Origin of the sequence: Bradyrhizobium sp. STM 3809 (assembly GCF_000239795.1) — a bacterium.
Taxonomy (GTDB): Bacteria; Pseudomonadota; Alphaproteobacteria; order Rhizobiales; family Xanthobacteraceae; genus Bradyrhizobium.
Window position 1 is genome coordinate 1 of record NZ_CAFJ01000166.1, and the last position, 17,898, is coordinate 17,898.

At 66.4% G+C, this 17,898-nt stretch carries 14 protein-coding genes; 9 read left to right on the forward strand and 5 right to left on the reverse strand.

Features of this window, described 5'->3' with window-relative positions:
* Positions 1–419, forward strand: a 419-nt coding sequence (locus BRAS3809_RS08830) for an EAL domain-containing protein (RefSeq protein ID WP_035655809.1), incomplete at its 5' end; no start/stop codon positions are given.
* A gap of 396 nt (positions 420–815) precedes the next feature.
* Here BRAS3809_RS08830 and BRAS3809_RS08835 read toward each other — a convergent pair.
* A complete protein-coding gene (locus tag BRAS3809_RS08835) occupies positions 816–1,997 on the reverse strand; it encodes a substrate-binding domain-containing protein (RefSeq protein WP_008961741.1) in 1,182 nt (393 codons plus the stop codon).
* Positions 1,998–2,183: 186 nt separating this feature from the next.
* Between BRAS3809_RS08835 and BRAS3809_RS08840 the strand changes: the two genes are divergently transcribed.
* The 4 genes from BRAS3809_RS08840 to BRAS3809_RS08855 all read left to right on the forward strand — a co-directional run bounded on the left by BRAS3809_RS08840 (position 2,184) and on the right by BRAS3809_RS08855 (position 6,402).
* On the forward strand, positions 2,184–2,627 hold the full coding sequence (locus BRAS3809_RS08840; RefSeq protein WP_008961742.1) for a MarR family winged helix-turn-helix transcriptional regulator: 444 nt from the start codon (positions 2,184–2,186) through the stop codon (positions 2,625–2,627).
* 464 nt (positions 2,628–3,091) lie between these two features.
* On the forward strand, positions 3,092–4,999 hold the full coding sequence (locus tag BRAS3809_RS08845) for an acyl-CoA synthetase (RefSeq protein WP_008961743.1): 1,908 nt from the start codon (positions 3,092–3,094) through the stop codon (positions 4,997–4,999).
* Between the two features lie 91 nt (positions 5,000–5,090).
* Positions 5,091–5,840, forward strand: a complete 750-nt coding sequence (locus tag BRAS3809_RS08850) for an outer membrane protein (RefSeq protein WP_240535631.1) — start codon at positions 5,091–5,093, stop codon at positions 5,838–5,840.
* Between the two features lie 91 nt (positions 5,841–5,931).
* Positions 5,932–6,402 carry a GNAT family N-acetyltransferase gene (locus tag BRAS3809_RS08855; protein WP_035655811.1) on the forward strand — a complete coding sequence of 157 codons (471 nt, stop codon included), beginning with the start codon at positions 5,932–5,934 and terminating at the stop codon, positions 6,400–6,402.
* A 40-nt stretch (positions 6,403–6,442) separates the two neighbouring features.
* Here the strand turns inward: BRAS3809_RS08855 and BRAS3809_RS08860 are convergent, their stop codons facing one another.
* Complete coding sequence (locus tag BRAS3809_RS08860; RefSeq protein WP_008961746.1) at positions 6,443–7,471, reverse strand: glycerophosphodiester phosphodiesterase; 1,029 nt, start codon at positions 7,469–7,471, stop codon at positions 6,443–6,445.
* Positions 7,472–7,682: 211 nt separating this feature from the next.
* On the opposite strand from BRAS3809_RS08860, the gene BRAS3809_RS08865 reads away from it, so the two are divergent.
* Both BRAS3809_RS08865 and BRAS3809_RS08870 read left to right on the forward strand, forming a co-directional pair.
* Positions 7,683–8,981, forward strand: coding sequence for a flavin-dependent oxidoreductase (locus BRAS3809_RS08865; RefSeq protein ID WP_008961747.1), 1,299 nt, complete (start codon positions 7,683–7,685; stop codon positions 8,979–8,981).
* A 73-nt stretch (positions 8,982–9,054) separates the two neighbouring features.
* Positions 9,055–10,182 carry a glycoside hydrolase family 3 N-terminal domain-containing protein gene (locus BRAS3809_RS08870; protein WP_008961748.1) on the forward strand — a complete coding sequence of 376 codons (1,128 nt, stop codon included), beginning with the start codon at positions 9,055–9,057 and terminating at the stop codon, positions 10,180–10,182.
* Between the two features lie 202 nt (positions 10,183–10,384).
* On the opposite strand, the gene secA is transcribed toward BRAS3809_RS08870, so the two are convergent.
* Positions 10,385–13,237, reverse strand: coding sequence for a preprotein translocase subunit SecA (gene secA / locus BRAS3809_RS08875; protein WP_008961749.1), 2,853 nt, complete (start codon positions 13,235–13,237; stop codon positions 10,385–10,387).
* A 392-nt stretch (positions 13,238–13,629) separates the two neighbouring features.
* Between secA and BRAS3809_RS08880 the strand changes: the two genes are divergently transcribed.
* Together BRAS3809_RS08880 and argJ are read left to right on the forward strand one after the other, a co-directional pair.
* Positions 13,630–14,529 carry a peptidylprolyl isomerase gene (locus tag BRAS3809_RS08880; RefSeq protein WP_085963469.1) on the forward strand — a complete coding sequence of 300 codons (900 nt, stop codon included), beginning with the start codon at positions 13,630–13,632 and terminating at the stop codon, positions 14,527–14,529.
* Between the two features lie 280 nt (positions 14,530–14,809).
* The gene (gene argJ / locus BRAS3809_RS08890) at positions 14,810–16,051 is read left to right on the forward strand and encodes a bifunctional glutamate N-acetyltransferase/amino-acid acetyltransferase ArgJ (RefSeq protein WP_008961751.1); all 1,242 of its coding nucleotides are present in this window, start codon (positions 14,810–14,812) and stop codon (positions 16,049–16,051) included.
* Positions 16,052–16,060: 9 nt separating this feature from the next.
* On the opposite strand, the gene BRAS3809_RS08895 is transcribed toward argJ, so the two are convergent.
* Together BRAS3809_RS08895 and BRAS3809_RS08900 are read right to left on the reverse strand one after the other, a co-directional pair.
* On the reverse strand, positions 16,061–16,435 hold the full coding sequence (locus tag BRAS3809_RS08895) for an Ig-like domain-containing protein (RefSeq protein WP_008961752.1): 375 nt from the start codon (positions 16,433–16,435) through the stop codon (positions 16,061–16,063).
* A gap of 93 nt (positions 16,436–16,528) precedes the next feature.
* A complete protein-coding gene (locus tag BRAS3809_RS08900) occupies positions 16,529–17,857 on the reverse strand; it encodes a TadE/TadG family type IV pilus assembly protein (RefSeq protein WP_008961753.1) in 1,329 nt (442 codons plus the stop codon).
* Between the last annotated feature and the right edge of the window lie 41 nt (positions 17,858–17,898).

The window sequence follows — 17,898 nt, forward strand, 5'->3', positions numbered from 1 at the left end:
TCGCCGACCGCCAGCACGCGCTGCAGGTGATGCAGGCGCTGAAGGGAATCGGCGTCACCGTGGCGATGGACGATTTCGGCACCGGCTATTCGTCGCTGTCGACCTTGCAGGTGTTTCCGTTCGACAAGATCAAGGTCGACAAGAGCTTCATCCAGTCGGTCGAGACCAGCGTGCATGCGGCTGCGATCGTCAAGGCGACCCTGCTGCTCGGCCGCAGCCTGAACATTCCCGTGCTCGCCGAAGGCGTCGAGACCCAGCAGCATCTCGCCTTCCTGCGCGAGGAAGGCTGCGCCAGCGTGCAGGGCTTCCTGTTCGGCAAGCCGATGCCGCACGAGGCGATCAGCCGCATGATCCGGGATGTCGGCATCGCGCAGACGTTAGCCTCGGAAGCGCCGGCCAAGAATGCCGCGGCGGCGTGAGCTGCCGGCGGCGCTGCCAGAGCTGAACCGAAACACGAGCCGCCCAAGCGCCCCGACGGACTCGACCGCCTGGGAGGGTCGGGGTCTCCCCTTCGGCGCGTTGCTGACGGCCAGCGGACAGCTCCGGCTTCGCACTCAACCCTCATGGTGAGGAGGCGCGCAGCGCCGTCTCGAACCATGAGGCCGGATCCGGGCCTCGCCCTTCGAGACGCCCGCCTGCGGCGGGCTCCTCAGGGTGAGGGTTGAGGGTACTCAGTTGGTCTCCAACGGAGCATTTGCGATTGGCAAGCCGATCGAGCCAACGACGAGCGCTCGTCCCTCTGTCGGCACGCGACGCATGACCACTGCGCCGGGCCGGCGTCGGCGCTCGCCATGACATTCAAAACTCCGCGGCGGTCAGAACGTGCGGATGATCCTGAAATCCAGGCCGTCGGCGGCGGCGAGGTGAATCGCCATGCCGGCGCGGCCGTGGCGGATGGCGACGTCGCCGCGGGCGGCGGAATAGACGATGTTGCGGCCGGCGGCGGCGAGCGGGCGCAGCGCCAGTGAGCCCGCGCGCTCGGCGGCGGCCTTCAGGAAGCACAGGCCTTCGTAGTTCGACTGGCCGACCGAGCCGACCGGCGGCGCGTCCGCGCCGAACCTTGCGGTGTACAGGCTCATGAAGGCGTCATTCGCCGCCGAGCCGATGCAGTTGAAATAGCCGGAGGCGGAATACAGGTTCTCGGTGTTGTCGGCGCCGATGCCGAGCAGCACGGTTTCGTCCACCGCCCCGGCGAGACGCAGCGTGGTGGCCGCCAGACCGGATTCGCCGAACGCCCGGTTGAAGGTGATGCTGTCGGTGCCGATCAGCGACACCAGCACCACGTCCGGCCGGGCGGCGCGGATGCGCGCCAGATGCGCCTCGTGATCGTCGTCGCCGACCGGCACGAACTCCTCGCCGACGACCTGGCCGCCGGCCTCGGTGATGTAGGTCTTGGTCTGGAGATGCGATTGCCACGGCCAGACATAGTCGCTGCCGATCAGGTACCAGCGCCTGGCGCCCTTGTTCTCCGCCAGCCAGTGAATGGCGGGGCGGGTCTGGCTGTGCGGCGTCTCGCCGATCGCCATCACGCCCGGGGTGCGCTCGCCGCCTTCATAGACGGGCGTGTAGACGTAGGGGATGCGGCCGCGGGTGAGCCTGCGCAGCCCCAGCCTCACGGCGCTGATATGCGAGCCCATCACCACGTCGATGTCGTCGAAGTCGAGCGCGTCGCGGGCGCGCGCGACCACCTCCTCCACCGGACCGCCGGAATCGTAGAACGACAATTCGATCTCGCGGCCGAGAATGCCGCCGCGGCGGTTGATCTCGGAGACCGCGAGCAGCGCGCTGTTGGTCGCAGCCGGACCCCAGATGCCCGGCGAGCCGGAGAAGGTGATGAAATTGCCGATGCGCAGCTTGTTGTGCCGGCCGCGCCGCTCGAAGCGATCGGGATCGAGGCGGATCAGCGACGTCAGGCCGTCGCGCCGGGGCGGGCTCCTGAACAGCAGGGATGGCGGCAGGTTGAGGCGACCGGCCGTGACGGATCCTGTCGAGAGCACACCCACTCCTTGGCCACAACCGGGGTTGGCCCACTGTGGGCCGGCGGTCATACGCCGTCAAAATCAGCACAGGTTCGGCAAATATCCTATTCGAAAATGTTGAATGTTCAAGAATTGGGATGCATATAGATCGGGCAGCAACTGCCGGACAATCATTCAATTCGGGACCCCTGAGCGAAGTTCACCGTGGCCAAATCGCCAAATCCAAACACACCCCTCACCGAACATCTCGCCTACCTGCTCGCGCAAGCCAACCGGGAGATCAACCGGCAGCTGGAATCGCGCTTGAGCGCGGAGGGCGTGCCCGTCGAGCAATGGCGCATCCTCAAGGTGCTCTCCGACGGCGAGGGACACTCGATGGGCGACCTCGCCGAGGCGGTGCTGCTGAACCATCCGACCCTGACAAAGATGATCGACCGCATGGTGTCGGACTCGCTGGTCTACCGCCGCCAGGACGCCCACGACCGCCGCAAGGTGCTGATGTTCATCAGCGACCGTGGCAAGGCGCTGTGCAAGCGGCTGAACTCGCTCGCCGCCAGCCAGGAGGCGCATATCCTGGAGAACTACGGCGACAAGGCGACCGGCGAGCTGAAGCGGCTGCTGGAGAACCTGATCGACGCGGCGAGCTGAGCGGCTCGGGCGTTGCAGGCATTCAGGGCCGAGCTCTATCCTCCGGTCATTGCGAGCGCAGCGAAGCAATCCAGGGTCTCGCCCACCATCCTGGATTGCTTCGCTGCGCTCGCAATGACGCGGAGTTCGAAGGCCGTAGGGTGGCAAAGGCGCGCCCGGCTTGAGCTGAAGCGAAGACTGGTGCGCGCGCCGTGCCCACCATTGGCCGATGCACACGTCGATGGACGGTGGGCACGGCGCGTCGACTGAATCCCGCGGAGCAGCACCTGGGACGCGCCTTTGCCCACCCTGCGGCATCTCTCCTGCGGCAAATCGGTCTCCTGGCCCGGCAACGCCGGGATAGACGCAAGACGAATCCTCCCTCATCCTGTCACCTGACGATCGCGACGAACGGGCCATAGAGCTCGCGCGCGATCACCGGCCCGGCGTGGCCGGACGAGGACCGACACAGGGAGGACAGGCCAATGGGCATGCATCTGCTCGATCGCGCCATCGGCAGCGACTATCCGACATTCGCCAGCACGGCTGACATCCGCGCCTTCGAGCAGACGCCGTACAGCGAACGCATCGCCGCGCAGAGTACGTATGACGCTCTGAAATGCGGGGCGTCGGCCAATCCCGATGCGCCGGCGATCCAGTTTCTGCCGAATGCCGATCCGGCCGATGCGCCGGTCACCATCAGCTATCGCGACTTCATCGCGAAGGTGACGCAGGCGGCCAACATGTTTCATGCGCTCGGCGTCGGCCCCGACGACGTCGTCAGCTTCATGCTGCCGCTGGTGCCCGAAGCATTCGTCACGCTGTTCGGCGCGGAGGCCGCGGGCATCGCCAATCCCGTCAATCCGCTGCTCGAGCCGCATCAGATCGCCGAGATTCTCGATGCCGCCAAGACCAAGGTGCTGGTGGCGCTGGGCCCCCTGCCCGGCACCGACATCTGGCAGAAGGTCGAGAAGGTCCGCGGCGGCCTCAAGCACCTCAAGGCGATCGTGCAGGTCCATGGCGGCGGCGGCGACCCGGCCAACGGCATCCACGCCTTCAACGACCTGATCAAGCCGCAGCCGGGCGACCGCCTCGTCAGCGGGCGGCAGATCAAGGCCAGCGACACCGCGGCCTATTTCCACACCGGCGGCACCACCGGCACGCCGAAGCTGGTGCGGCACAGCCACGGCAACCAGGTCTACCAGGCCTGGGGGATCAACCTGCTGTTGAAGGCGAAGCCCGGAGCGACGCTGTTGTTCGGCATGCCGCTGTTCCATGTCGGCGGCTCGCTGACGCAGGCGCTGCAGACGCTCTCGGCCGGCGGCAGCCTCGTGGTGCTCTCCGGCGCCGGCTGGCGCAATCCGAATGCCGTGCGCAACATCTGGGGCCTGGTCGAGCGCTTCAAGCCGGAGACGCTGTCGAGCGTGCCGACGGTGCTCGCGGCAACGCTGGCGGTGCCGCAAGGCAGCGCCGATGTTTCCAGCCTGCGCTATGCCGCTGGCGGCGGCTCGGCGATCCCCGTCGCCGTCGGCCAGGCGATCATGGACAAGCTCAAGCTGCCCGTGCTCGAGGTCTACGGCATGACCGAGACCGCGAGCGTGCACACCATGGCCTATGCGGACCAGCCGATCCGGCTCGGCTCGGTCGGCCTGCCCCTGCCCTATGCCAAGGTGCGGATCGTCAAGCTCGATGCCGACGGGGTTTACGAGCGCGACTGCGCGAAAGATGAGATCGGCGTCGTCATCATGGCCGGACCCGGCGTGTTCTCCGGCTATCTCGACGAGGCGCACAACAAGGGCGCCTTCATCGACGGCCACTGGGTCAATTCCGGCGATCTCGGCCGGCTCGATGCCGACGGCTTTCTCTGGATCACCGGCCGCGCCAAGGACCTGGTCATCCGCGGCGGCCACAACATCGACCCGGCGCCGATCGAGGACATCCTGTTCCAGCATCCCGCGGTCGGCTTCGCCGCCGTGGTCGGCCAGCCCGACGCCTACGCCGGCGAGCTGCCGATCGGCTATGTGCAGTTGAAGCCGGGCGCGAGCGTGCAGCCGGGCGAGCTGGAGGACTGGGTGCGCGCGCGCACGCCCGAGCGCGCCGCCGTGCCGGTGCAGATCATCCCGATCGATCCGATGCCGGTGACCGGCGTCGGCAAGGTGTTCAAGCCGCAGCTGCGCTGGGACGCCGCGACGCGCGTGTTCACCAAGGTGCTGTCGCAGCTCACCGACCGCGGCATCGACTGCAGCGTCAAGGTCGGCGCCCATGGCAGCCACGGCAGCCTCGCCACGGTGACCTTGCGGAATGTGCCGGCCGAGCAACGCGAGGCGATCGCAAACGAGGTGCACACGCTGCTGGCGCCATTCGTGATCCGGCATGAGGTGGTTCACGCGTAAGCCGAAAGCTTCAGAAGGTTCCGTAATTTTACGGAATGTTGCTGGGCAGTAACATACAGCGTTACCTCCAAATGCTACAACCTCAGCGTGATTGCTGGGGGTTTTGTCAATGCGTAACACGATCATGTTGAGCGCGGCGGTGATGATCATCTCCACCGCCGCGGCCTTCGCCGCCGATCTTCCCATGGCCGTCAAGGCTCCCGTCGCCGCCGCACCGGTCAGCTGGACCGGCTGCTTTGCCGGCGGACATCTCGGGGGTGCCGTCAGCGACGACACGTCGACCAATGCTCTCGGCCGCTCGATCAACTACCAGGCCACGGGGTTCGTCGGCGGCGGCCAGATCGGCTGCGACTACCAGTTTGCGCCGAACTGGGTGATTGGCGGCGAAGGCCGCGCCGCATGGACCAGCCTTGAGACCACGCGCAATGAGTTCGTGAGATTCCCGGGGCTGGGCGGATTGCTGGTGCCGTCTCAACTCCGCATCCGGAACGACTTTCTGGCATCGGTGACGGGCCGCCTCGGTTACGTCTATGCCGCGACGTGGCTGGTTTACGCCCGGGGTGGCGCCGCATGGACGCGCGAAAAGCTCGATGACGCCTTTGTCAGCCCGAACGCAGGTGTGTTCACCGATCCGAGCGTGACGACGACCCGCACCGGGTGGACCGCGGGCGCCGGCGTGGAGTGGGCCTTCGCGGCGAATTGGTCGGCGAATGTCGAATACAACTACTATGATTTCGGCACCAAGAGCCTGCTTCTGACGAGCCCGACCAATCGCGTGACCTTCGCCGGCTTCAAGGACACCATCCATGCCGCGACAATCGGGGTGAACTACCATTTTTGATCGCGACAGACGATGCTGTCTCGCCGGTTGAACGAGACGGCGGTCCTCTGCCGGGATGACAGCGCGCCGTGACGATCTCCCGGCTGGGAAGATGAATCCGATTGGCATCACCATCGCGGCCGAAGATGCCAGGCAGGCCGACGTGGCGGCCCTTATGGAGGAGGCCGACGACTATCTGCGGACGTTGTACCCAGCTCAAGGCAACCGTCCCGTCGACGTCGACGCGCTGTCGGCGCCCGGGGTTGCTTTTCTGGCGGCCCGTCGCAACGGATCGCTGCTCGGCTCGGTTGCCCTCCGGCCGATTGGTCCGGGGCATGCCGAGATCAAGCGACTGTTCGTGCAAGAAGCGGCGCGCGGCTGTGGGCTCGGACGCAGGCTCCTCGCGACGCTGGAAAGCGAGGCCAGGCTGCGCGGCATCGACCGCGTCAGCCTCGAAGTGGGAATCAAGCAGCCTCAGGCGATCCGGCTCTATCGGAGCTTCGGCTATCGGGATTGCGGCCCGTTCGGCACCTACCGCCTCGACCCGCTCAGCCTGTTCATGACCAAACGATTGGCGCCTTGAGCAGGTCGCGCGGCCTGGCTCGGAAAGAATTGAGACGACCCTATTTCTCCGGCAGCCCCGGCGCCAGCCGCTGAATGTGCAGTTGCCCCATGGGCTTCACGAGCCCCTTGTCTGCCGCCACCTGGCGCAGGAGATTCGGCCAGTCGGAAATGATGCCGTCGACACCGATGTCGATCAGTTGAGCCATGTCCTCGGGCTTGTTGACGGTCCACACCACCACCTGAAGACCGAGCGCATGCGCCTCGCTGATCAGCTCCGGCGTGACCTCGGTGTAGTAGGGCGACCACACCTTGCCGCCGGCCGTGTGGATCGTGCGCGGCAGCGATTGGCCGTGATCGGCGGGATTGAACCCGGCGGTCCAGCGAGTGGCTTCGGTCAATGACACTGTCGGCGTCTTGCCGCCGACGCGCGACAAATAGACTGTGGGGATCCGAGGCGCGCGCTGCTGCACCAGTTGCAGGATGCGCCAGTCGAACGACTGGATCATGACCCGGTCGGCGAAGTGCTCGGCCGCGATCAGGTCGAGCAGGAGGCTGACGAAACGCTCGGGATCCGGCGCTTCACTGGGAAAGGCGGGATCGAGCTTGGTCTCGATGTTGAGACGCACCTGGTCTTTGCCGGAGCGCCTGACGAGATCGATGACCTGCTTCAACGTCGGAATCCGGGGTGACGGAAACAATTCGCCGGTGAGCACCCTCTGCTCCGGAAACTGCTTGGCATAGTCGCTGCCCGGCCTGATCTGCCCGACATCGTAGGACTGCACCTCTGCAAGCGGCAGGTCGATCAGCAGCGGCCCGGGCGGGGCCACGTAATGGCCGAGGGCATCGCGGGCGAGATCGGGATTGAGCCGCCGTTCGTGCGAGACCACCAGCACGCCGTCGCGGGTGACCCCGACATCGAGTTCGAGCGTGTCCACGCGAAGCGCCAGCGCGACTGTGAACGCCTGCAGCGTGTTCTCCGGATGGAGCGCGCGCCCGCCACGGTGCGCCTCGATGTCGAACGCGAGGCCCGGGCAGCTGATGCCGCAGAGCAGGAGAGCCGCGCAGAGGGACCGAGACAAGGGCTGCATGGCACCAGTCTACCACGCCGGCGCGTCAGGCCCATTCCTCTTGTTTCCGCTGCCCTTCTGAACTAGGCCTTTACCATGAGACCAGCCGACAAGGCTGGCCAGGAGGCATCGAGGGGAGGCGATCCGCACACGCAGCAAACGCCGTGCCTGCATCCCCTTTTCGGCCTCTCTCTCCGGTTTCTCTTGAGTTCACGCGCGACGGACCATGCCCATGACCGACCTTCCTGTCCTCATCGCCGGCGGCGGCATTGGCGGCCTCGCGACCGCGCTGACCCTGCAGCAGATCGGCGTGCCCTGCATCGTCTACGAGAGCGTGCGCGAGATGCGGCCGCTCGGGGTCGGCATCAACCTGCAGCCCAATGCGGTGCGCGAGCTGTATGACCTCGGCATCGGCGCCGATGATCTCGACCAGGTCGGCGTGCCCGCGAAGGAATGGGCGCTGGTCGGGCTGAACGGCAACGACATCTATTCCGAGCCGCGCGGCCTGCTCGCCGGCTACAACTGGCCGCAATATGCCGTGCATCGCGGCAAGCTGCACATGCTGCTGTACAGCCGGCTGGTGCAGCGGGCCGGCGCTGCGACGGTGCGGCTCGGCAGCCGCGTCGCGGGTTATGACAAGCATGCGGATGGCACGGTGACGGCGCGTGTCGAGCATGCCGACGGCTCGCGCTCCGAGCAGCGCGGGCGGCTGCTGATCGGCGCCGACGGCATCCATTCCGCGGTGCGCGCGCAGATGCATCCTACCCAGCCGCCGATCCATTGGGGCGGCGCGGTGATGTGGCGCGGCGTCACCTGGGCGAAGCCGATGCGCACTGGCGCGTCGTTCGTCGGGCTCGGCACCCACCGCCACCGCGTCGTGGTCTATCCGATCTCGCATCCCGATCCCAAAACGGGCCTCGCGCTGATCAACTGGATCGCCGAGGTGACGATGGACAACACCGAGGGCTGGAAGCAGACCGGCTGGTTCCGCCAGGTGCCGGTCGCCGAGTTCGCGCATCATTTCTCGGGGTGGACCTATGACTGGCTTGACGTCCCCGCGCTGATCGCGGGCGCCGACGGCGCCTATGAGAACCCGATGATCGACCGCGATCCGGTGCCGACCTGGGTCGACGGGCCGGTGGCGCTGATGGGCGACGCCGCGCATGCGATGTATCCGACTGGCTCGAACGGCGCGAGCCAGGCGATCGTCGACGCCCGCGTGCTCGGCACCTGCCTGCTGGCGCACGGCGTGACGCCGGCGGCGCTCGCCGCCTATGACGACAAGCTGTGCGGCCCGATCTCGCAGGTCATCCTGCGCAATCGCGGCGCCGGCCCGTTCGGCCTGCTCAATCTGGTCGACGAGCGCTGCGGCGGCACCTTCACGGACATCGACGAGGTGATCCCGCCGGCCGAGCGCGAGGCGTTCATGGCCGGCTACAAGAAGGCGGCCGGCTTTGCGATCGAGCAGCTCAACACAGCGCCGCGGACGATCGCCGAGGGCGCGCGCGTCGAGAGCCTGGCCGCGATCTGAGGCCGTTTCGCAGACGGCGTGAGCTGAACCGGTGCAGACGAGCCCATCGCCGACACGGCTGCCGGGGACCGCGATGCTCCGACGATCCGGCATTCTTTCCCTGGTCCTCGCCTCCCTGATCCTGTCGGGTCAGGCCGGAGTCGCGGCCGAGTGCCGCAACAGGCCAGCCACGGCACGCCTGGTCGGCCCCATGATCATGGCCGGCTTCTTCGGCACCAAGCCATCCGATGCCGGATTCCAGCAGGTCGTAGCAGACCTCGAGGAGGGGCTGATCGGCGGGGTCGTCATCCTCGGCCGCAATGTCGGCACGCGGGACGACCTCGTGGCGATGATCGAGCGGATTCGATCCTGCAAATGCGCGGCGCCTCCGTTCATCGCCATCGACGACGAAGGCGGCACGGTCGAGCGGCTCGGCCCCAATATCGGCCTGGCGGCAACGCCGTCGGCCGCGGAGATCGCCCGCGGCTCCGTCGCGGCCGCGCGCGAGACCTACACGGCTCTCGCCGCGAAGCTCGCGGCGCTGCACATCACCATGAACCTCGCGCCGGTGGTCGACCTCAACACCAATCCCGCGAACCCGATCATCGGGCAGCGGCAACGCAGCTATGGCAGCGACGCCGACACGGTCGTGCGCTACGCCACGGCCTTCATCCAGGCGCATCGCAAGCAGGGCATTCTGACGGTGCTCAAGCATTTTCCCGGACATGGCTCGTCGACCGCCGACAGCCACGCCGGCATTGCCGACGTCACGGCGACCTGGTCGCCGGCGGAGTTGAAGCCTTACAGGCGGCTGATGCGGAAGGGACTGGCCGGAGCGATCATGGTCGGGCATCTCGCCAATACCAGCCGCTGGGGCGGAGTCGCCACCCAGAGCGAGGGTCACGCGATCGACCGCCTGCTGCGCCGCGAGCTCGGCTATGACGGCGTGGTCATGACCGACGACCTCGCCATGAAGGCCATCCTCGACGCCAAGCCGCCGGCCGCCGCGGCGGTGGACGCCGTCAAAGCGGGCGCCGACATCATCATGTTCACCAAGCTCGGCGAGGAGGACCAGACGTCCAACATCGGCCGCGAGATCAACGGTGCGCTGACCGATGCCGTCTGCTCCGGCGGGATCAAGACCGGCGCGCTGCAGCGCTCGGTGGCGCGGATTCGCAAATGGAGATCTGGCTGGGCGCAGCACAGCCCCAGGAAATCCTAACGCCACGCCAGCTTCGATTTGTGTAGTTGGCGAGCTGCCGTAGGGTGGGCAAAGGCGAACCGCTGACCTCCCCGCAAGCCAACTCGCGGTGGCGCCGTGCCCACCATCTCGCGGCTGACGACGTCGATAGACGGTGGGCACGCTGCCGCCTCGCGGCGGCGGCTTTGCCCACCCTACAGGAGCTGCGAAGGCCGCAGCCCGCTTACGCGTACCGCCCGTGGCAGTGCTTGAACTTCTTGCCGCTGCCGCAGGGGCAGTCCTCGTTGCGGCCGACCTTGCCCCAGGTGGTGGGATCGTTGGGGTTACGCGCTTCGGCGGGCACCGGGGCGGCGCCGGAGGACGGCACCAGGGAGACGTTGGCGAAGGCCATCTCGTCCTCGCCGGTGTTGGGATCGGCGTGATGCGCCTGCATCGGCGGCAGCACCGGCTGCTGCTCCTCCGGCGGCACGATCTCGACCCGCATCAGCTGCGCGGTGACGGCCTCGCGCAGATGCGCGATCATCGCCTCGAACAGCGTGAAGGCCTCCGACTTGTACTCCTGCAGCGGATCGCGCTGGCCATAGCCGCGCAGGCCGATCACCTGGCGCAGGTGGTCCAGCATGATCAGGTGCTCGCGCCAGAGATGGTCGAGCGTCTGCAGCAGGATCGTCTTCTCGACGTAGCGCATCACGTCGGGACCCCATTGCGCGACCTTGGCGGCCATGCGCTCGTCGGCATGGGTCTCGATGCGCTTGAGCAGTTCCTCGTCGGCGATGCCCTCTTCCTTGGCCCAATCCTCCACCGGCAGGTCGAGGTCGAGCACGCGCTTGAGCTCGTCCTTCAGCCCGGCGACGTCCCACTGCTCGGCATAGGCATGCTCGGGCACGTGCTTGCTGACGAGGTCGTCGATGAAGGCGTGGCGCATGTCGGTGATGGTCTCGACCACGCTCTCGTCCTGCATCAGCTCGACGCGCTGGTCGAAGATCACCTTGCGCTGGTCGTTCTGGACGTTGTCGAACTTGAGCAGGTTCTTGCGGATGTCGAAGTTGCGCGCCTCGACCTTCTGCTGCGCCTTCTCCAGTGCCTTGTTGATCCAGGGATGGATGATCGCCTCGCCTTCCTTCAGGCCGAGCCGGGTCAACATGCTGTCGAGCCGGTCGGAGCCGAAGATGCGCATCAGGTCGTCTTCGAGCGACAGGAAGAACTTCGAGCGGCCGGGGTCGCCCTGTCGGCCGGAGCGGCCGCGCAGCTGGTTGTCGATGCGGCGGGATTCGTGGCGCTCGGAGCCGATGATGTAGAGGCCGCCCGGCTTGACCACGGTCTTGGCCGGCTTGGAGCCCTTCGCCGGCTCGATCTCGACGGTCTCCTCGGCCTTCAGCACGATCTCGCGGAAGCGGGCGATGTCGGCCTTGATCTGCTCGATCTTGGCGGCCTTCTCGGCCTCGTCGGTGATGTCAGCGGTCTCCTGCTGGATGCGCATCTCCAGGGAGCCGCCGAGCTTGATGTCGGTGCCGCGGCCGGCCATGTTGGTCGCGATCGTGATCGCGCCGGGCACGCCGGCCTCGGCCACGATATAGGCCTCCTGCTCGTGGAAGCGTGCGTTCAGCACCGCGAACAATTTCGCCGGCTTGCCGGCGCGGGCGGCCGCATAGAGCTTGTCGAGGGCACGCTCGCTGCCGAAATCGATCTGCTTATAGCCGTGCTGCTTGAGATAGGCGGCGAGCACCTCCGACTTCTCGATCGATGCCGTGCCGACCAGCACCGGCTGCAGCCGCGCATTGGCGCGCTCGATCTCGGCGAGGATCGCGGCGTATTTCTCCTGCTGGGTGCGGTAGACCTCATCGTCCTCGTCGAGACGCGCGACCGGCAGGTTGGTCGGAATCTCCAGCACCTCGAGCTTGTAGATGTCGAACAGCTCGTCGGCCTCGGTGGCCGCCGTGCCGGTCATGCCGGCGAGCTTGGAATACATGCGGAAGTAGTTCTGGAAGGTGATCGAGGCCAGCGTCTGGTTCTCGGGCTGCACCGGCTGGTGCTCCTTGGCCTCGAGCGCCTGGTGCAGGCCTTCCGAATAGCGCCGGCCCGGCATCATGCGGCCGGTGAACTCGTCGATGATCACCACCTCGCCGTCGCGGACGATGTAGTCCTTGTCGCGGGTGAACAGCGTGTGGGCGCGCAGCGCCTGGTTGATGTGGTGGACGACCGAGACGTTCTCGACGTCGTACAGCGACTCGCCCTTGAGCTGGCCGGCGTCGCGCAGCAGCGTCTCGATCTTCTCCATGCCGGCTTCGGTCAACGTCACCGTGCGCTGCTTCTCGTCGACCTCGTAGTCGGTCTTGTCGAGCTTCGGCACGAAGGTGTCGATGGTGTTGTAGAAGTCGGAGCGGTCGTCGAGCGGGCCGGAAATGATCAGCGGCGTGCGCGCTTCGTCGATCAGGATCGAGTCGACCTCGTCGACGATGGCGAAGAAGTGCCCGCGCTGGACCATGTCCTCCAGCCGGTACTTCATGTTGTCGCGCAGATAGTCGAAGCCGTATTCGTTGTTGGTGCCGTAGGTGATGTCGCAGGCATAGGCCGCCTTGCGCTCGGCATCGTCGAGCCCGTGCACGATCACGCCGGTGGTCAGGCCGAGGAAACCGTAAATCTGGCTCATCCAGCCGGCGTCGCGGCGGGCGAGGTAATCGTTGACCGTCACGACGTGGACGCCCTTGCCGGCGAGCGCGTTGAGGTAGACCGCGAGCGTGGCCACCAGCGTCTTGCCTTCGCCGGTCTTCATCTCGGCGATATCGCCCTCGTGCAGCACCATGCCGCCGATCAGCTGGACGTCGAAATGGCGCTGCCCGAGGGTCCGCTTGGAGGCCTCGCGGACGGTGGCGAAAGCCGGGACCAGAATGTCGTCGAGCGTCTTGCCGTCGGCGAGCTGCTGCTTGAACTCTGCTGTGCGCGCCTTGAGCTGCTCGTCGGTCAGCTTGGCGAGCTCCGGCTCCAGCGCGTTGATCGCGTTGACACGCGACTGGTAGCCCTTGACGCGGCGGTCATTGGCGGAGCCGAAAAGCTTGCGGGCGAGCGCGCCGATCATTGCTGAAATCCTGCCTGTGTGGGTCTGCGTTGCAGCCGTAACTCATGGTTTGGGTTTGCTGTTCCCGGCGTGATGCACCGCAGCACCCGCGCCAGGCTCGAACGTCGGCGCCTCGGGGCGGCCGTCAGATGAGTGGGAGACGAGCAAACCAGGGTTCAACGGCCAAAAACGCAGCAAAATAAGCGCTATCGCCCTTGAAGCGACCGGGGAGAGATATGGCTGGGGGGGAACGTTGTCAACGGCGCCCGACGGCGGGACATCGCCCCTCAACCTGTCGCCGATTTCACGAAATTGACAGACTTTTCGCGTTGCCAAGGCACCGCGATTGGGCGAGTGTCCCGGCCGCCCAGAGGTAAGCCCCTCGAGCCCCCTCTTCAAAACAAGGATTTTCCATGACCACGTCGTTCCCGGTTACGAAAACCGGCCTGCGCTTCGGCCTTGCCACCGCTCTCGCCGGCAGTCTCGCATTGTCCCTGCTGGTCGCCCCCGCGCGCGCCGCCGACGATGCCAACCCGGTGCTGGCCAAGGTGAACGGTGCCGAGATCCGCAAGAGCGATGTCGCACTCGCGGAGGAGGAGCTCGGGCCGAGCCTCGCCCAGATGGATCCGTCGACCAAGGACGAGAACGTGCTGTCGTTCCTGATCGACATGAAGCTCGTGTCGAAGGCCGCCGAGGACAAGAAGGTCGCCGACACCGAGGACTTCAAGAAGCGCCTCGCCTTCACCCGCAACCGCCTGCTGATGGACAGCCTGCTCGCCAGCGAGGGCAAGGCCGCGACCACGCCGGACGCGATGAAGAAGGTCTATGAGGAAGCCTCCAAGCAGATCGGCGGCGAGCAGGAGGTGCATGCGCGCCACATCCTGGTCGAGACCGAGGACGAGGCCAAGGCCGTCAAGGCCGAGCTCGCCAAGGGCGCCGACTTCGCCGAGCTCGCCAAGAAGAAGTCGAAGGATCCCGGCGCCTCCGACGGCGGCGACCTCGGCTTCTTCACCAAGGAGCAGATGGTGCCGGAATTCGCCAACGTCGCGTTCTCGCTCGAGCCGGGCAAGATCTCGGACCCGGTGAAGACCCAGTTCGGCTGGCACGTCATCAAGGTCGAAGAGAAGCGCAACCGCAAGCCGCCGGAGTTCGATCAGGTCAAGAGCCAGATCGAGACCTACGTCACCCGCAAGGCCCAGGCGGACTATGTCGGCAAGCTGCGCGAGGCGGCCAAGATCGAGCGCCTGGACAAGCCGGCCGCCGACGCCGCCAAGCCGGCGGACGCGAAGCCGGCCGAGCCGGCGAAGAAGTAAGCGGTTCGCTTCGGACACGGCGGCGGCCGCTCGTCACAGAGCCGTCAGAGAGGCGCAACCGCCGCGTCACAAAAGGTGTCGTCCCGGCCTTGAGCCGGGACCCATGCCGCGTGATGCCTGAAAGGGGCACGCGGCCAGTAGCTCGGCTCACAACTCCATCCTGTGGTTATGGATCCCCGCTTTCGCGGGGATGACGACGGTGGGCGTGGGCGCAGCCACTCCCACAACGTCGATCAGGATGATACAGAGCGCTTCCCGCCATCCTGCCGGAAGCTCTCCGATGTCCTCAGCCGTCTCCCCGCTCGCCCCGACCGATGTCCCCGACATGCCGGCAATCGCCGGCGTCAGGCTCGCGACCGCCGCGGCCGGCATCCGCTACAAGAACCGCACCGACGTCCTGCTGGCGCTGCTCGATCCCGGCACCACCGTCGCCGGTGTGTTCACCAAGTCGAAATGTCCCTCGGCCCCGGTCGAATGGTGCCGCGCCAAGCTCAAGGGCGGCAAGGCGCGCGCCCTCGTCGTCAACTCCGGCAATGCCAATGCCTTCACCGGCAAGACCGGCAAGCAGTCGACGGCGCTGACCGCGGCGATCGCCGCCAAGGCGGTCGGCTGCAAGCAGGACGAGATCTTCCTGGCCTCGACCGGCGTCATCGGCGAGCCGCTCGACGCCACCAAGTTCGACGGCGTGCTCGAAGGTCTCGCCGGCACCGCCACCCCTGAAGACTGGATGGGCGCGGCGCGCGCCATCATGACCACCGACACCTTCCCGAAGGTCGCCACCGCCACCGTCAAGCTCGGCAAGGCCAAGGTGACGATCAACGGCATGGCCAAGGGCGCGGGCATGATCGCGCCGGACATGGCGACGATGCTGTCCTTCATCTTCACCGATGCGCCGATCACCGCACCGGCGCTGCAGGCGCTGCTGAAGGCCGGCGTTGAGGACACCTTCAACGCGGTGACGATCGACGGCGACACCTCGACCTCCGACACCTTGCTCGCCTTTGCCACCGGCGCCGCCGCGGCCAAGGGCGCACCGAAGATCAGCCGGATCAGCGATCCCCAAGCCAAGGCCTTCGTGAAGGCGTTCAACGCCGTGCTCGCCAACCTCGCCGAGCAGGTCGCCCGCGACGGCGAGGGCGCGCGCAAGCTGGTCGAGATCATCGTCGAGGGCGCCAAGAGCAAGCCGTCGGCGCGCAAGATCGCGATGTCGATCGCCAACTCGCCGCTGGTGAAGACCGCGATCGCCGGCGAGGACGCCAATTGGGGCCGCGTCGTGATGGCCGTCGGCAAGGCCGGCGAGCCGGCCGACCGCGACAAGCTCTCGATCTCCTTCAACGGCATCCGCGTCGCCTCGAAGGGCGCGCGCGATCCGTCCTATGACGAGACCGAAGTATCGAACGCGATGAAGGCGCAGACCATCCAGATCAAGGTCGCACTCGGCCTCGGCAAGGGCCGCGACCGCGTGCTGACCTGCGACCTGACCAAGGAGTATGTCGCGATCAACGGCGACTACCGCTCCTGAGCACCGCCTTCAGATCTTCTCGCTGCCGACATGGACGGTGACCTCCACACCCTTGGTCACCGGCTTGTTCACCGCATCGGTGCCCTGGCGCTCATAGGCGAAATGATCCTCGCCCACGAAGCCCGGGGCCGAGCGGTAGACGATCTTGTGTCCCGCGACGGCGACGGTGCCGTGGCTCGGCGAGGATAGCACGCGGGCACCGAACATCGGCCCGCGGGAGCCGAGGAGGACGATGCTGCAGGGCCTGCCCGTCCGGGCAAACATGTGACCTTGAACGGTCTGGTTCTCCAAGGTGCGGATCGTCGGCACCCGGCAATTGTCGGCGGACGCCGCCGCCGAGAACGCCACGAGCATGATGAACGACAGCGTCGTAACCTTGATCACGATGAATCTCCCCCGGGATGAGATACCCCGCGCGATTTCACCTCAAGGCGCAAATCCGATCAATCCATCCCTTGGGTTGAGTGCGAATCCCGCTCAACCGGCGATACGCGCGTCGGCGACGGCCTTGTTGAACAGGGCATTCATCGCATCCGAAATGCCCTGGGTCGGCGACACCTCGAAATAGAACCCGTCCGAGGCGCAGGCCTGCATGTTCTGGGCGATCTCGCTGTTCGGCGACGGGCCGAACGGTCCCTTGTTGAAAGGGTCGATCCAGCTCATGTACCAGCTGTTGGTCGGCAGCTGCAGATAGGTGGTGTAGAGCACCGCGATCTTGATGCCGCGGCTCTTGAGCGCAGTGCACAGGGCCGGATTGATCGGCGACTGGCAGCGGTTGCCGCTGGCCTTGGGCTTCAGGCAGGCGGCATTGCTCTCGTCGGCGACGCCGTCGGAGACGAAGAACAGATATTTCAACGGCGAGCCCGAGGTGCCGTCGCCCGGCGTCGCGATCTCGTTGTTGATGGCGGGCAGGACGGTGGTGTAGGGCGTGTCCTTATCGGCGGTGAAGGAGTCGTTGTTGCCGTACACGCCCATCAGGTCGATGTTGCCGGCAGCGCTCTTGGCGCTGGTCAGGCTCGACGACAGCGAGAACAGCGCCCGCAGCCCGATCGTCTTCGACGATGCGCCGAAGTCGTAGATCGCCATGCGGAACTGGTTGGAATAGGTCTGCGTCCGCGCCGCCGTATCCATCAGCTGCTGGGTGGCGCTGCGCAGGACGTCGATCCGGGTCGTGACGCCGAGCGTCTTGGCGAGATTGTAGTAGTTGTTGGCGTCGTTGTAGTCGTGGCAGGCGAAGGCGCATTTGTCCGACGTCGCATTGACCATCTTGGTGACGTCGGCGGGGGTGGCCGCGACGCCCATCGACGGCGAGTTGTCGAGCAGCAGGTAGAAATCGATATATTTCGGCATCGACGCCTTCGCGGTCGACGAACCCTGCAGCGACATCGTCTTGTATCCGACGATGCTCATGAACGTCGTCGGCACCGTCGCGGAGAACGACACCGTGGCCGTCAGCACCGCACCGGTCTTCTTCACCTCGGGCGTGAGCCTGTCCAGCGTATAGCCGTTGGCGCCCGACATGTTGCCGTTGAAGATGCTGCGCGCGTCGTCATTGCCGACGGAGATCACACCGTCGCCGGTCATGGCGCCCGCGGCGATGAACGCCGGCGAGGTCCGCGACACCGCACCGACCGAGGCGGCGTCGACGGCGGCCTGCAGCTTGGCCCGTATCTGGTTGGTGCGGCTGTAGTCGACACCGCAGCCGACGGCCGCGATCACGGGGACGCAGACGATCGCAAACGTCATGGCGACATTGCCGCTGGCGTTACGGCGGAAGCTGGCGAGGGCGTTGAACAAGCGGCGCATGGACGAAGCCTGACGGGCGGTTGAAGCAGCGTCGATCGGCC

Bases quoted from the DNA above. Each gene is read 5' to 3' on its own strand.
- BRAS3809_RS08845 (WP_008961743.1), top strand. From the start codon at position 3,092: ATGGGCATGCATCTGCTCGATCGCGCCATCGGCAGCGACTATCCGACA.
- secA (WP_008961749.1), bottom strand. From the start codon at position 13,237: ATGATCGGCGCGCTCGCCCGCAAGCTTTTCGGCTCCGCCAATGACCGC.
- argJ (WP_008961751.1), top strand. From the start codon at position 14,810: ATGTCCTCAGCCGTCTCCCCGCTCGCCCCGACCGATGTCCCCGACATG.
- BRAS3809_RS08865 (WP_008961747.1), top strand. From the start codon at position 7,683: ATGACCGACCTTCCTGTCCTCATCGCCGGCGGCGGCATTGGCGGCCTC.
- BRAS3809_RS08870 (WP_008961748.1), top strand. From the start codon at position 9,055: ATGCTCCGACGATCCGGCATTCTTTCCCTGGTCCTCGCCTCCCTGATC.
- BRAS3809_RS08880 (WP_085963469.1), top strand. From the start codon at position 13,630: ATGACCACGTCGTTCCCGGTTACGAAAACCGGCCTGCGCTTCGGCCTT.
- BRAS3809_RS08900 (WP_008961753.1), bottom strand. From the start codon at position 17,857: ATGCGCCGCTTGTTCAACGCCCTCGCCAGCTTCCGCCGTAACGCCAGC.
- BRAS3809_RS08860 (WP_008961746.1), bottom strand. From the start codon at position 7,471: ATGCAGCCCTTGTCTCGGTCCCTCTGCGCGGCTCTCCTGCTCTGCGGC.
- BRAS3809_RS08855 (WP_035655811.1), top strand. From the start codon at position 5,932: ATGAATCCGATTGGCATCACCATCGCGGCCGAAGATGCCAGGCAGGCC.